The organism is Providencia rettgeri, assembly GCF_001874625.1.
GTDB classification, from domain to species: domain Bacteria; phylum Pseudomonadota; class Gammaproteobacteria; order Enterobacterales; family Enterobacteriaceae; genus Providencia; species Providencia huashanensis.
The window spans coordinates 3,065,893-3,080,097 of record NZ_CP017671.1 but is presented as its reverse complement, the minus strand read 5'-3'; the positions used below and the strand labels follow the sequence as shown (position 1 = coordinate 3,080,097).

General features: G+C 40.2%; 13 protein-coding genes. 8 read left to right on the top strand and 5 right to left on the bottom strand.

Translation table 11 applies throughout. The features are described 5' to 3' along the window. Window positions 1-226: 226 nt before the first annotated feature. The gene (purL, locus tag RB151_RS14125; RefSeq protein ID WP_071548220.1) at window positions 227-4,114 is read left to right on the top strand and encodes a phosphoribosylformylglycinamidine synthase; all 3,888 of its coding nucleotides are present in this window, start codon (window positions 227-229) and stop codon (window positions 4,112-4,114) included. A 76-nt stretch (window positions 4,115-4,190) separates the two neighbouring features. Here purL and RB151_RS14120 read toward each other — a convergent pair whose 3' ends face one another. The 4 genes from RB151_RS14120 to RB151_RS14105 are packed head-to-tail and all read right to left on the bottom strand — an operon-like array spanning window position 4,191 to window position 8,000. Next, the gene (locus RB151_RS14120; RefSeq protein ID WP_048607868.1) at window positions 4,191-4,838 is read right to left on the bottom strand and encodes a 3-keto-L-gulonate-6-phosphate decarboxylase UlaD; all 648 of its coding nucleotides are present in this window, start codon (window positions 4,836-4,838) and stop codon (window positions 4,191-4,193) included. Next, window positions 4,835-5,665 (bottom strand): Cof-type HAD-IIB family hydrolase, encoded by an 831-nt coding sequence (locus RB151_RS14115; protein ID WP_048607865.1) that lies wholly within the window; start codon window positions 5,663-5,665, stop codon window positions 4,835-4,837. The genes RB151_RS14120 and RB151_RS14115 overlap by 4 nt, the downstream gene beginning before the upstream one ends. 50 nt (window positions 5,666-5,715) lie before the next feature. Beyond that, entirely contained in the window at window positions 5,716-6,183 is a 468-nt protein-coding gene (locus RB151_RS14110; RefSeq protein WP_042844695.1) for a PTS sugar transporter subunit IIA, read from the bottom strand. A gap of 56 nt (window positions 6,184-6,239) precedes the next feature. Next, complete coding sequence (locus RB151_RS14105) at window positions 6,240-8,000, bottom strand: PTS ascorbate-specific subunit IIBC (protein ID WP_042844692.1); 1,761 nt, start codon at window positions 7,998-8,000, stop codon at window positions 6,240-6,242. A 391-nt stretch (window positions 8,001-8,391) separates the two neighbouring features. On the opposite strand from RB151_RS14105, the gene ulaR reads away from it, so the two are divergent. From ulaR to RB151_RS14075, 7 genes are all read left to right on the top strand, one after another. Further along, window positions 8,392-9,147: an HTH-type transcriptional regulator UlaR gene (gene ulaR / locus RB151_RS14100; protein ID WP_042844690.1), complete on the top strand. Its 756-nt coding sequence runs from the start codon at window positions 8,392-8,394 to the stop codon at window positions 9,145-9,147. Between the two features lie 113 nt (window positions 9,148-9,260). After that, on the top strand, window positions 9,261-10,328 hold the full coding sequence (gene ulaG, locus RB151_RS14095; protein ID WP_071548219.1) for an L-ascorbate 6-phosphate lactonase: 1,068 nt from the start codon (window positions 9,261-9,263) through the stop codon (window positions 10,326-10,328). 236 nt (window positions 10,329-10,564) lie between these two features. Beyond that, the gene (locus RB151_RS14090; RefSeq protein ID WP_071548218.1) at window positions 10,565-10,669 is read left to right on the top strand and encodes a pantocin A family RiPP; all 105 of its coding nucleotides are present in this window, start codon (window positions 10,565-10,567) and stop codon (window positions 10,667-10,669) included. Window positions 10,670-10,672: 3 nt separating this feature from the next. Continuing rightward, on the top strand, window positions 10,673-11,416 hold the full coding sequence (locus RB151_RS14085; protein WP_225832970.1) for a ThiF family adenylyltransferase: 744 nt from the start codon (window positions 10,673-10,675) through the stop codon (window positions 11,414-11,416). Then, window positions 11,403-12,074, top strand: a complete 672-nt coding sequence (locus RB151_RS14080) for a 2OG-Fe(II) oxygenase family protein (protein WP_048607861.1) — start codon at window positions 11,403-11,405, stop codon at window positions 12,072-12,074. Before RB151_RS14085 ends, RB151_RS14080 begins: the two co-directional genes overlap by 14 nt. After that, complete coding sequence (locus RB151_RS24350; protein WP_237071549.1) at window positions 12,061-12,258, top strand: hypothetical protein; 198 nt, start codon at window positions 12,061-12,063, stop codon at window positions 12,256-12,258. The genes RB151_RS14080 and RB151_RS24350 overlap by 14 nt, the downstream gene beginning before the upstream one ends. Beyond that, the gene (locus tag RB151_RS14075) at window positions 12,201-12,932 is read left to right on the top strand and encodes a DMT family transporter (RefSeq protein WP_071548216.1); all 732 of its coding nucleotides are present in this window, start codon (window positions 12,201-12,203) and stop codon (window positions 12,930-12,932) included. The genes RB151_RS24350 and RB151_RS14075 overlap by 58 nt, the downstream gene beginning before the upstream one ends. 232 nt (window positions 12,933-13,164) lie before the next feature. Here RB151_RS14075 and fbpC read toward each other — a convergent pair whose 3' ends face one another. Further along, window positions 13,165-14,205, bottom strand: a complete 1,041-nt coding sequence (fbpC, locus tag RB151_RS14070; RefSeq protein WP_042844680.1) for a ferric ABC transporter ATP-binding protein — start codon at window positions 14,203-14,205, stop codon at window positions 13,165-13,167.

Sequence of the window (14,205 nt, the reverse complement as noted above, 5' to 3'; positions counted from 1 at the left end):
AGAGTATGGCTAAGTAATGGTTATAATTCCAGTGGTTGGCTATTTTGCTCAACAATCAAGATCGGTGCAACCTATATTATCGTATTTAGCACATAATAATATTTAACTAACCGCTTCATTTTTAATCACGCAAACGGTTTCGTATTGATGAACATTGCTCTATAATGTCCTTCGGTTTCCCTGCTTTATGTTCAGGGCTGGCGTTTAAAAGAGAGAAATTAAGACTATGGAAATTTTGCGTGGTTCACCTGCTCTATCAGCATTTCGTATTACCCGCCTTTTGGCGCTGTTCGCAGAAAAACAGCTCCCTGTTACGGATATTTATGCTGAATATATGCACTTTGCTGAGCTGTCAGCGCCGTTAAGTGAAAGTGAGCAAGGCAAACTGAGCAGTTTGTTAAAGTATGGTCCTTCTCTGGCGGAGCATGACCCATTCGGTAAGCTGATTCTAGTGACCCCACGTCCGGGGACGATTTCTCCATGGTCTTCTAAAGCAACGGATATCGCGCATAACTGCGGTCTTACTCAAGTGAAACGTATTGAACGCGGAATTGCTTACTATGTTCAAGGGGACAACTTAACCCAAGAACAATGGCATGATGTAATCACTATTTTGCATGACCGCATGATGGAAACTATTTTTTCTTCTTTTGAACAAGCCAGTGCGTTGTTTGCGCAGCAACAACCAGCTCCCATGAAAGTGGTTGATATTATTGCTGGTGGACGCCTTGCATTAGAAACAGCAAATAAAGAAATGGGGTTAGCATTGGCTGATGATGAAATAGATTATCTGCTAAATGCTTTTACAGGCTTGAAGCGTAACCCAACAGACGTTGAATTATATATGTTTGCACAAGCAAACTCAGAACACTGCCGCCATAAAATTTTTAACGCAGATTGGGTTATTGACGGTGAAGAACAGCCGAAATCGCTGTTTAAAATGATTAAAAATACCTTTGAGAAAACACCTGATCACGTTTTATCTGCATATAAAGATAATGCTGCGGTAATGGAAGGCTCATCAGTTGGCCGCTTCTTCCCTGATCCAGAAGGGCGCACTTATCGTTATCATCAAGAAGATGCACATATTTTAATGAAAGTAGAGACACACAACCACCCAACGGCAATCTCTCCGTGGCCTGGTGCTGCAACAGGGTCTGGTGGTGAAATTCGTGATGAAGGGGCCACAGGTCGTGGTGCAAAACCAAAAGCAGGCTTAGTTGGTTTTTCTGTTTCTAACTTACGAATTCCGGGCTTTGAGCAGCCATGGGAAGAGGATTTCGGTAAACCTGAGCGGATTGTTACTGCGCTGGACATTATGATGGAAGGGCCTCTTGGGGGGGCGGCATTTAATAATGAGTTTGGCCGTCCTGCGTTATTGGGTTACTTCCGTACCTATGAAGAAAAAGTTAACAGCCATAATGGTGAAGAATTACGAGGCTACCACAAACCAATTATGCTAGCGGGCGGTATTGGTAATATCCGAGCGGACCATGTTCAAAAAGGTGAGATCACCGTAGGTGCTAAATTAGTAGTACTTGGCGGCCCTTCCATGAATATTGGTTTAGGGGGAGGTGCTGCATCATCTATGGCGTCAGGTCAATCCGATGCTGATTTAGATTTTGCCTCCGTGCAACGTGATAATGCAGAGATGGAGCGTCGCTGCCAAGAGGTTATCGATAGGTGTTGGCAGCTTGGTGATGATAACCCAATCTTATTTATTCATGATGTGGGCGCTGGTGGTCTGTCAAATGCTATGCCTGAGCTAGTCAGTGATGGGGGCCGTGGAGGTCGCTTTGAACTGCGTAAAATCCTCAATGATGAGCCGGGAATGAGCCCATTAGAAGTGTGGTGTAATGAGTCACAAGAACGCTATGTTATGGCTGTTTCACCAGAACAGCTTCCTGTATTTACGGCAATTTGTGAGCGTGAGCGTGCGCCATTTGCAGTGATTGGTGAAGCAACAGAAGAACGCCATTTAACGCTAAATGACCAGCATTTTAATAATCAACCTATTGATATGCCGTTGGATGTGCTACTGGGTAAAACGCCGAAAATGCTTAGGGATGTGAAAACCCTGAAAGCAGAAGCCGATGCATTAGATAGAACAACGATTAACCTAAATGAAGCGGTTAAACGTGTACTTCATTTACCTGCGGTGGCTGAGAAAACGTTCTTAATTACGATTGGTGACCGTACCGTTACCGGGATGGTCGCTCGCGACCAAATGGTCGGGCCATGGCAGATCCCTGTTGCAGATTGCGCAGTAACAACAGCAAGCTTAGATAGCTACTATGGTGAGTCGATGTCTATCGGCGAAAGAACGCCGGTAGCACTATTAGATTTCGCGGCCTCTGCACGTATGGCTGTCGGTGAAGCGTTAACAAATATCGCCTGTTCTTACGTTCAAGATTTAAAACGCGTCAAATTGTCAGCAAACTGGATGGCAGCAGCAGGGCATCCAGGGGAAGATGCTGGGTTATATGAAGCGGTTAAAGCCGTCGGTGAAGAGCTTTGCCCTGCATTAGGGTTAACCATCCCTGTTGGTAAAGACTCAATGTCAATGAAAACACGTTGGCAACATGAGGGTGAGGAACGTGAAATGACGTCACCACTCTCATTGGTGATCACTGCATTTGGGCGTGTAGAAGATGTGCGTTTAACAGTGACTCCTGAATTAAAAACATCGACAGATAACGCATTATTATTGATTGACCTTGGTCAAGGCCACAATGCATTAGGTGGTTCTGCACTCGCACAAGTTTATCGCCAATTAGGCAACAAAGCCCCTGATGTACGCAGCCCTGAGTTGCTGCTCGGCTTCTTTAATACTGTGCAGAAATTATTATCAGAGCAAAAATTACTCGCTTATCACGACCGTTCAGATGGCGGTTTGTTTGTCACATTAGCGGAAATGGCTTTTGCAGGGCACTGTGGGATCAATGTTGATATTAGCTCATTCGATGAAGACACTCTTGCCGCGTTATTCAATGAAGAACTTGGAGCTGTGATCCAAATTAATGGCGCGGATAAATCTTATGTAGAAGAATGCTTTGCTCAGGCTGGCTTGGCCTCTTGTATTCATTATTTGGGGACGGCGACGCAAGATGATGCGGTGATAATTAATAGTCGCGATACGGTGGTTTATCATGGCTCTCGTAGCCAACTGCGCCAATGGTGGGCTGAAACAACATGGCAAATGCAACGTCTGCGTGATAACGAAGTGTGTGCTGATGAAGAGCACGCGATGAAACAAGATGACCAAGACCCTGGTTTACATGCTCATCTGACTTTTGATATTGAAGATGACGTCGCCGCGCCATATATTTTATCAGGTGTACGTCCAAAAGTGGCGGTATTGCGCGAACAAGGTGTTAACTCTCATGTTGAAATGGCAGCCGCTTTTGACCGTGCAGGTTTTGATGCGGTTGATGTTCATATGAGTGACTTGTTAGCGGGGAATTTATCCCTGAGTCAATTCCAAACACTGGTAGCTTGTGGCGGCTTCTCTTATGGTGATGTATTAGGGGCGGGGGAAGGTTGGGCAAAATCAATTTTGTTCAATAATAAAGTTCGTGATGAGTTTGCGGCATTCTTTAATCGTCCTGATACCTTATCCTTAGGGGTCTGTAATGGTTGCCAAATGATGTCAAACTTACATGAGCTGATCCCAGGAGCAGAGTACTGGCCACGTTTTGTTCGTAACCGCTCAGAACGTTTTGAAGCCCGCTTTAGTTTAGTTGAAATTGCGAATAGCCCGTCATTATTGCTGCAAAATATGGCTGGCTCTCGCATGGCGATAGCGGTTTCTCATGGCGAGGGGCAGGTAGAGGCTCGTGGTGCGGCACATTTACAGCAGTTAGAAGACAATGGGCTAGTAGCCATGCGTTTTGTGAATAATTATGGTCAAGTGACTGAGCAGTATCCAGCTAACCCGAATGGGTCAGTTAATGGGATCACTTCGGTTACCACAAAAGATGGGCGAGCCACTATTATGATGCCTCACCCAGAGCGTGTTTTCCGTACGGTGAGTAACTCATGGCACCCTGAAAACTGGGGAGAAGATAGCCCATGGATGCGAATTTTCCGTAATGCACGTAAACAATTAGGTTAATAGTTAATTAAGGTTGTTTATCAGGCCAGTTGATTTTTCTTCTGGCCTGTTTTTTTAGCGAGTGGGGGCGAAAACACTATTTCCAAAAGCGATTGATTTGTTCACGCAATGCTTCTGCGGTCTGCTTCCCTGTTTCACCAACTAAGGCTCTCCCAGCGATAAACGCTTTCGCTTTGATGCCATTGAATAAGTGGATATCCTCAGGAACGATACCGCCAGTGATAGACAGTTCTAGCCCAAGGTCAGAAAGCTGACGCATTTTTTCAATATCTTCGTTAGTCCAACCAATACCAGCGAGTTCAGCATCACGAGACCGGTGGTATATGGCTTGTGAGATACCAAGTTCAACCCAGTTTTTAGCATCTTCAAATGTCCAATTACCATAGATTTCGATTTGGATTTCCCGGTTAAATTCATCGGCGACTTTTTTACAGGCGGCGATAGTGGCGATATGAGCCGCCGCGGAAACGGTGATCCAATCTGCACCAGCCTCAAAGGCCATACGGGAAAGAATGGCACCGCCATCGGTAGTTTTCATATCACAAACAATAATATGGTTTGGGTATTGTTTGCGTAACGTGGCAACGGCATTCATTCCTTCCGCAAAGGCTAAAATTGTTCCTACTTCAATAATATCGACAAAGGAGTGCACATTTTCAGCGACGTTTAAAGCGGATTGTAAGTCAGTTTGGTCTAATGCAATTTGGATCAAAGGTTTGGTCATTGTGATTGTCCTAGAATATTTTCACGTATCAAACGCGCAAGGCCATCACCATTGTTATCTGTAGCACAAACGACATCTGCGTGGGATTTCACGGTATCATCGGCATTCTTCATTGCAACTCCTAAGCCCGCTAGCTCAATCATGGAGATATCGTTGTGATTATCGCCGACAGCGATAACTTGGTTTGGTTGATACCCCAGAGAGTTAAGGTGTTCAGCTAAACGTATTCCTTTATTATTGCCTTTAGCGGCGAAATCGAAACGGTTTGACCATGACTTTTCTGCATTAAAAGTTTGTTTTATCCAAGGGGAATTCAAGAAACGTTGTAATGTAGCGGGTTCACCTTCGACAACAAACTTCCAAATATAGTCAGCGTGCTGGACTTGTTCTTCAAATGAATCAATACGATAAATTTTGGGTGGATGGGCCATTGTTGGGTCGTTAGCCCATTGCTCCATTGCATTCATGTAATCGATAGGATCGACTTTTGAATACACCATGGCATCAGTGATATACATCACCATTTTCAGCTTGTCTTGTTGCGCGAGTTCGATAAAAGTGAGTGCATTTTGTTTGGTGAGTGCATTGTGCGTGATAACTTTTTCGTTTTGGTAATCATAGATATAAGTACCATTGCAACAAATAATAGGCGTGGTTAGCCCTAGCTCATCATAATAAGGGCGAGCAGCGGTATGATGGCGTCCCGTTACAATCATAACGTGACATTGCTTTGTTGCTGCCTGAATGGCTTGTCTGACTTCAGGGTGAATTGTGTGATCCTGAGTGAGTACGGTGCCATCCAAATCAAGTGCTAATACTTTATACATAGTGGATTACCTCTATAGCTAATTAGTGATTTTCTTTTGTTATCATTAAATTAGCATAATGCTTGATCAATAACCTGATAAACATCATCAATCGTTCGACAGCGGCGCAATTTATTGAGGTCAACGCCTGTTTCACTGTCTTCATCATCAAGAACGCGAGTGACTTCCATTAAGCCTTCCATGTGTTCATCTGATGAACTGCCAGCAAGAGTGATCAGCACATCGACGGGTTCCTCTTCCCCATCAAAAATAATGGGGCTTTCTAATGTGACAAGGGCAAAAGCCGTGCGGATCACACCATCTTCAGGCCTAGCATGGGGAAGTGCGAGATTGGGCGCGATACAAATGTAAGGACCGAGTTTTTCGACGCTACTGATAATCGCATCATGGTAGGCGGGTTTGATTGCGCCAGAAGCGACCAGCATATCCGTACCGATTTTAATGGCATCACGCCAGTTGGTTGCGGATGCTTGTAGCTGGATTGAATTATTATCAATTAATGACTGTTTAAACCCCATCATTGTCTTCCTTTTAATATTAAATGAACATTTAAGGTCATAATTCCTCAGTGATGCTATTTATTTGCTAGAAAATTAGTATGAATAATACTGAGCAGTTCATCACCAAACGAATGTGGATTGAGCATATTTTGTACGCCTAAAACAAACTTGCCTTCACCTGGGTCCATCTCAGCACTTAGGTGTTTTGAAGAAACGATAATATCTGTTGCCGTTAATTTTGACTTATAGTCAGATACTGCGCAGGAGTCCATTACATGGGGAATGCCTTTTTTCTCAAGGTATTGACCAATTTTCATTTTCATCATCATTGATGAACCTTGTCCATTACCGCAAACGGCTAAAATCCTAACGGGTTTAACACTGGGGTTTTCAAATGTAGCTTCGGGTGGTTCTTCAGTTTCTTCTAGCTCAGTAATAGGCCCTAAAGCGGCTTGTGCATCTTCCTCTGCGCGTAGTTTTTTAGCCGCAAAGTACATATAGACAACGGCTAACGCCACGACAACAAAGAAAAACATTTTTGAAAATGATAACCCTTGCATAATAACAGGGAAGGCTAATGCCCAGTCGGCCATACCCATCCAGCCGCTGAAATCAGTGCCTTGGCGGTTAATCAAATCAATCGCCCATGCCGAGCCTAATATTTCTATGACTCCCATGACAAAACATACTTTCATCACGGCTTTCCAGCCCCCAAAGTGGTTAGCGAAAATACCGATAGTGGCGTTTGAGAAAAACATCGGGATAAAGCCTGGGATAATCATAATAGGGGAGCTAAATGCCAGCATACCGAGTACGGCAACAAATTGGCCAATTGCCCCCCACATAAAGCCAAATACCATTGCATTTGGTGAAAAGGCGTAGATAGCCGCACAGTCAATCGCGAGCACTGCATTTGGGATCACTCGTTCTGAAATACCTTTAAAAGCTTCCGATAATTCAGCCACAAACATACGCACGCCGGTTACAATAATTTGAATGGCTACCGCAAATTTTAGCCCAGTCTCAATAATATAGATGGTCCAGTGTGTTGTGCCTGCCATTGATTGTAGGTTTGGAATGCCGAAGGAAATCAGGATAACCCCAAAGAACAAGGTCATCACAATCGCTGTTGCAGAAATACTATCGTGGAAGATGTGTAACCATTTTGGTAAGTTTAAATTATCTACGCTGTCTTTTTTATCTCCTAATTTTGGTGCGACTTTAGTGGCTATCCATGAGGCAAATTGTTGCTGGTGGCCAATTGAGAAACCAGCCCCACCAGTGACTTCCTGCGTAGGTTTAAACATAATATTGGAGGAAATCCCCCAATATAACGCCATTAAAACCGCAGAGTAGATAATGGTTTCCCACATACTTGCGCCAAGTACAAAATAGAAAACAGCAATCAATCCTGCTTGCTGGAACATGATATGTCCCGTCAGCATGATGGTGCGGATACCGGTAATACGGCGAAAGAGTACCAGTAGGATGTTAAGTGCAAGTGCTAACAATACCGTATAACCCACCCATGAATAGTCATCCCCCATGGTTTCCATAGTGGCCATCATGGAGGTATAAGGGTCAATGACTGAACCGGTGAGGCCATGATATTCAGACATTTTTTCAATCACGGGTTTGAAGCTGGAGACCAGAGTACTGGCACCAACACTGACTAACATAAAGCCGACAATGGTTTTGATTGTTCCTTTAAGAATTGTGGTACCGTCACGCTTCAAAAGCCAGTAACCAATAAAAGTGACTAAGCCTAATAATAGAGGCGCTTTTGTCATTACCTGGCTGTAAAAAATATAGAAAGCGTCGTATAAAAAATCCATATTTTTACCTCTAATCAAATTGTTTTTGTAATTTATATGGGGTAGAGATTAATCATATTGATCGTATCTGGTGTTCTTGCGATATAATCATTTTAAACCTATAAAATGTCGTTAAAAAACCAAAAGTAATCATATGTAATCACCGTCTGATCTTTTATGATTGTTTGCATTTGTCTGTTTTTTTACCAGCAAAAAAATAAATAAATGGCGACTTGATCACGTAAAATTTAAAAATATCAATAAAATCAATGCTATTTTTTTATTCATAGTAAATATTTGTTTTTTGTTGCGACAAAGGTTGACAACTAATAGCGAGATAAATAGAATCAAAACCAATCACAAGTAATCAAACTTAATCATAGGGTGATTACTTATTAACAGGACGATAGTTATGAATGAAGTGCAAAGACACAATGAAATATTGTCTTTATTAGAAACAAATAGGGTGATCAACGTTTCTCATATTACCGATCACTTTAATGTGTCTCCTGCAACGGCTCGTCGCGATATTTCTAAGTTAGATGAGCAAGGTAAGTTACGAAAAGTCCGTAATGGTGCAGAAAGAATTGAAAATAAAAAGCGTAAGTGGACACCGTTAAATATTAACAGTACTGACCACTACGAGGAAAAATCACAAATAGCGGTTAAGGCGGCAGAAATCTGTTTACCCGGTGAGAGCGCGGTAATTAACTGCGGTTCAACAGCGTTCCTTCTTGGGCAGCAATTGTGCGGGAAAAACGTACAGATAGTGACCAATTATTTTCCGCTAGCAAGCTATTTAATAGACCAAGACCACGACGATGTTATTTTAATTGGTGGCCAGTACAACAAGGCACAAAATATTTTTTTAAACCCAGCTCTGAACAGCTTAATGGGTTATGCAGGTAACTGGATGTTTACATCGGGCAAAGGCTTAACAGAGGCCGGCTTGTATAAAGCGGATATGTTAACGGCGGTGGCTGAACAACAGATGCTTGACCAAATCGATAAGCTCGTGGTGGTGGTTGACAGTTCTAAGGTGGGGCATCGAACAGGAATGCTCTTTTGCCCAGCAAATAAAATTGATGTTTTAATTACTGGAAAAAACGCTAACCCTGAAGTTATTAAAGCCATTGAAGCACAGGGAACACGGGTCATACTGGTCTAATTCCTTCATATATTTGGTTTATTGAATTTAATCCTATCTTGCTAAGAGCCTTAATGCTCTATTAAGGCTCCAAGCTCCCTACATTCAAAATTCTGGAAAAAGGTATTAATACTATGAGTAAAGTAAATGAAATCACACGTGAATCTTGGATTTTAAGTACGTTTCCTGAGTGGGGAACTTGGTTGAATGAAGAAATTGAAAAAACGGCTGTTGAGCCAAACACATTCTCAATGTGGTGGTTAGGCTGTACAGGAATTTGGCTGAAAAGTGCAGGTAATACCAATATTTCTATCGATTTTTGGTGTGGGACAGGTAAAAAAACGCAGAAAAATCCGTTGATGAATAAGCAACACCAAATGATGCGCATGGGAGGGGTAGAAGCATTACAGCCTAACCTAAGAACCTCTATTTTTCCTCTCGACCCATTTGCAATTAAACAAATTGATGCGGTATTAGCCTCCCATGACCATGCCGACCATATTGATGTCAATGTCGCAGCCGCAGTATTACAAAATTGCGGTGAACACGTTAAATTTATTGGCCCGCAAGCTTGTGTTGATTTATGGACCAAATGGGGCGTTCCTACAGAGCGTTGTGTTGTGGCAAAGGTGGGGGATGTGATTGAAGTCGGAGACATGAAAATTCGTGTACTCGATTCTTTCGACCGTACAGCACTGGTTACGCTACCGCAAGGCGTGTCTTCTTATGATAAAGAAATCCTAGATGGTATGGATTACCGTGCGGTGAATTATTTAATTGAAACAACAGGTGGTTCTATTTATCACTCAGGTGATTCTCACTATTCAAATTATTACGCAGCACATGGTAACCGTTATAATATTGACGTGGCATTGCTTTCTTTTGGAGAGAACCCCCGTGGAGTCACGGACAAAATGACTTCATCTGATATTTTGCGTGCTGCGGAGTCACTTGATTGCGAGCGAGTTATTCCATTCCACCATGATATTTGGGCCAACTTCCAAAATGACCCACGTGAAATAGAAGTTTTATGGAATATGAAAAAAGAGCGTTTACAATACAAATTTGCGCCGTTTTTCTGGCAGGTAGGTGGTAAGTATACTTACCCAACAGATAAAGACCGCATACATTATCAGCATTTCCGTGGCTTTAATGATATTTTTAAAAATGAACCTGAACTGCCATATAAAGCATTCTTATAATTAATCCTGCTATTAAAAACCAGCGTTTAAGGAGACTTAAGCGCTGGTTTTTTTATGAGGTTTAAAATAGCATGCATATATTTAAATAATATGAATTATCAGTATTTTTTATTGTTATATGGTTAGTTTTTTTGTTTCTCTATTGATATTGACTGTCTTAATTTAATCATTTTTAATCTTAATGTTATCAATGTGGATAATATTTAATTAAAATTACATTTATTCTAGGTGAAAATATGGAAAATGAAATAATATTACATGATTTAACTGAGCGTATATCTTCAATTAGCGAAGAAATTGCGATGTATAATGAAGATGAAGAAGTTATATTAGAGTCGTAAAGATTGAAAAAAAGCAGAGTTTTAGTGCTGGGAATGGGTGGATGGGGAACATGGTGCTCATTACAACTTGCATTAATGGGGGTTGGAACGTTAAGGATTGTTGATGGTGATATTGTCGAATTATCAAACCTAAATAGACAAGTCTTATATACAGAGGAGGATATCGGAAAAAGAAAAGTTGACTCAGCTGAAAATGGGATATATAAGCATAATAAACACACTAAAATAGAAAAGTTTTTTGAATTTTTAACGCCAAATGAAAATAGAATTAATGATTTACTTAATAATGTTGATATGATTTTACTTGCATGGGCAAGTTTAGGCTACTACAAAAAAAATACGGTAGAGGAGGTAATACACAAAGTTGCTATTGATAAATCGATACCTATCATTGAACTTGGTGGGGACCCACATGAAATATCCATAGGACCTATTTATTTAAATAATCAAATAGGGAAAACATACTTTGATGTTAAACATCAAATTAAAAAAACATTCTATAGTGATGACCCGACAGTGAAAGAGTTTCAAGAAGCAAGAATGAAGCAACAGTTTTTAAATGGGGTGAGAACTGTTAATGCTTGGCAAAGCTCACCATCACTAGCTGTAATGTCAGGGTTAGTGGTTGACCAAGTAATTAAAGTTATTACTAAATATGATGCTATCTCATTGGAAGGAAGGAAAGTTACAATCTCACTTAGGGACTTGAGTTTTTCAGAGGAGAATCTGTTTAATGGGGATAAGTAAGCATAACAAAGAATTTTTAAGTAATGGGTATACTAGTTTTTCAATAAAAGATTTTTTTCCTGAATTTGAAGTTAATTTAAATTTAATTAATAATATTGAAGAGGATAAATGGAGTTTTATTATAAAAAATAGGCGAGGGGTAAGCGATTTTTATCTTTCTGACACTGATATAGAGAGTATCAATTATGAAAAAACAATAGCATTTGAGGATAGAGATAATGGCGAGTTTTCATTTTCATTTAGAAGAATATGCTTTGATGAAATTAAAATAATTTTAGTTGATTTAATTGCGGTTGTTGATGATGTTAAATTTAAAGATTTTTTATGGAGTATAACTGGAAAGAAAGTAAACATGATATCAAACATATATTTAAGCAAGTTTGATAAAAATGATTTTTTAACTACACATTGTGACTCCGATGATGGTATAGGCATCGTGATTAACTTAACAAAGGAATGGGAAGCGAACTATGGAGGGTTAACGATGATATTAGATAACGAAAAAAAAGAAATTTTAGAAACATTTATCCCATCATATCTAAACATTTTAATTTTTGACACAAAAAAAAGAAAAATCCCACATTTTGTTTCTACAGTAACATCTAATAAAATAAGCAAAAGAATGGCATTAGTTGTGAGGTATAATGAAAAAGATTAAAGTGCTTTTTTGTGCTACTTTAATGTCATTAATATGGGGGAGTGCATTTCCAATATCAAAACTGGCAATTGACCAAGTAGGTGTTTGGGGTTTTAGAATCTATTCATTAGTTATTTCAGTTGTTTTTTGTGTTTTGTATTTTTCATTATTGGTCGATATCGGTTTAATATTCAATGCTTTTTAAAAAGTATCCCACTTGGTTTTTTGAATGTTTTTTTGGTTCCTATATTAAATAGTTTGGCGTTAAAGCATACTGAAGCGGTAAAGGCGTCTGTACTTGTTTATACAATGCCAGTAATGGCAACACTCTTGCTGGGCATAATGAATAAACATATTGAATTTCGTTCAATAATTGTGTCTTTATTATGTATTAGTGGTATTTTTATATTTATAGCGCCATCTGGCATAAGCATTGGCGAAGCGATAATTCTATTAAGTGCACTCATGTGGGCGATAGGAACCATTTTATCTGAAAAAATCGTCTTAAAAATAAACCTAACTTCAAAAGTATTTTACCAAAATATAGTCTCATTGATTTTTCTTGTATTGTTAATGCCATTTTTAGATGTTGATGTAAACATATTGAGTAATATACATCCTGAATTTCTTTGGACTGTATATATTCCAATTATCTATATGGGGCTGGCTAATGGGGTGATTGTTTATATTCTTTGGTATTACATGATAGGGCTCGGCGGTGTTAAACTGTCATCATACTCAATTCTTATTTCACCAATCATTAGTGTCATGATCTCATCTTATCTTTTAGATGAGTCTATGACAATTTCAATGATAATCGGTATGTTATTTATTCTTTTAAGTATGTTAATTATTTTTTTAGAAAAAAATAAAGTTTGATATTCAAATAACGGCTTACATGCTTTTAGTGATTAAACTTCCTATCGGTGCTGCGTACTCCTCCACCCTAAAGGGCGGAGGGGCGACGAGTTATTCACAAATGCCAAGTTATTCTGTTGTTAGCTAAGCTAGTCTTTAATGCTCCTTAACGTGGTTACTTCCTTGTACTTTACTCTGGTATTTCACTTACCTGTTGCCTAACCACATTAAGCATTATTTAAAGAGTGGAACATTACTCAAGAATAAACATGCCATAGGGGTGGATCTGTAAATAAAGGTTTTCCCCTACTGTTGGCTGCAATTGTGTGGCATTAATTTGCAACAACATGGATTGACCATGCCAATCAACAGTGACCTCATATTGAGGCCCCATATAAGCCACATGAGTGACAGTACAGCGTTGGCTATCGTCACCTTGTAAGCTAAGTGTGATAGCTTCAGGGCGTACACCGACAGTGATTTCCGTATTATCCGTTGCTAGTTGTGCTGGGCGAGGTAAGTGATAATTAAAAATATTTACTGAATCATGAGTCAGTGTGGCAGGGAAAATATTCGCATCTCCCATAAAGCTGGCCATGAACCTTGAGGCAGGCTGACGGTACAGTTCTTGTGGAGAACCTAATTGCATGATTTTCCCTTTGTTCATCACCAAAACCATATCGGAAACGGCGAAGGCTTCACTTTGGTCATGGGTCACGTATAACGAGGTGATGTTAAACTGTTGCTGTAATTCACGGATTTTTTCACGCATGCTACGGCGTAAATTGGCATCTAAGTTACTTAATGGCTCATCAAATAACAACACTTTAGGTTTGAGGATCAAGGCACGAGCTAAAGCAACACGCTGTTGCTGGCCACCAGAAATTTGGTCAACAAAACGGTCAGCAAAGCCAGCTAAATCAACCAATTCTAGTGCTTCGTCAACACGTTTTCTGATTTCAGCTTTAGGTAAGCCTAACATTTTCAAACCATAACCGACGTTGTCCCCTAACGACATATGAGGGAATAGGGCATATGATTGGAAAACCATACAAATATCACGTTGTTGGATTGAACGATCGGTAACATCCTCACCATCTATAAACATCCGTCCTTCTGTGGGTTTTTCTAACCCTGCGACTAAACGTAATACCGTGGTTTTACCACAGCCAGAGGGACCTAATAAGGTCACCATACTACCTTGTGGAATAGAAAGACTTAAATCGTCGATGACCGTATTGGTACCAAAGCGTTTAGTCACATTTTTTAATTCAACAAAATTATGTTGTGTCAT

Excerpts from the sequence above, each read along its gene's own strand:
- purL (WP_071548220.1), top strand. The coding sequence starts at position 227 with ATGGAAATTTTGCGTGGTTCACCTGCTCTATCAGCATTTCGTATTACC.
- RB151_RS14115 (WP_048607865.1), bottom strand. The coding sequence starts at position 5,665 with ATGTATAAAGTATTAGCACTTGATTTGGATGGCACCGTACTCACTCAG.
- ulaG (WP_071548219.1), top strand. The coding sequence starts at position 9,261 with ATGAGTAAAGTAAATGAAATCACACGTGAATCTTGGATTTTAAGTACG.
- ulaR (WP_042844690.1), top strand. The coding sequence starts at position 8,392 with ATGAATGAAGTGCAAAGACACAATGAAATATTGTCTTTATTAGAAACA.
- RB151_RS14110 (WP_042844695.1), bottom strand. The coding sequence starts at position 6,183 with ATGGGGTTTAAACAGTCATTAATTGATAATAATTCAATCCAGCTACAA.
- RB151_RS24350 (WP_237071549.1), top strand. The coding sequence starts at position 12,061 with ATGAAAAAGATTAAAGTGCTTTTTTGTGCTACTTTAATGTCATTAATA.
- RB151_RS14120 (WP_048607868.1), bottom strand. The coding sequence starts at position 4,838 with ATGACCAAACCTTTGATCCAAATTGCATTAGACCAAACTGACTTACAA.
- RB151_RS14080 (WP_048607861.1), top strand. The coding sequence starts at position 11,403 with ATGGGGATAAGTAAGCATAACAAAGAATTTTTAAGTAATGGGTATACT.
- RB151_RS14090 (WP_071548218.1), top strand. The coding sequence starts at position 10,565 with ATGGAAAATGAAATAATATTACATGATTTAACTGAGCGTATATCTTCA.
- RB151_RS14105 (WP_042844692.1), bottom strand. The coding sequence starts at position 8,000 with ATGGATTTTTTATACGACGCTTTCTATATTTTTTACAGCCAGGTAATG.
- fbpC (WP_042844680.1), bottom strand. The coding sequence starts at position 14,205 with ATGACACAACATAATTTTGTTGAATTAAAAAATGTGACTAAACGCTTT.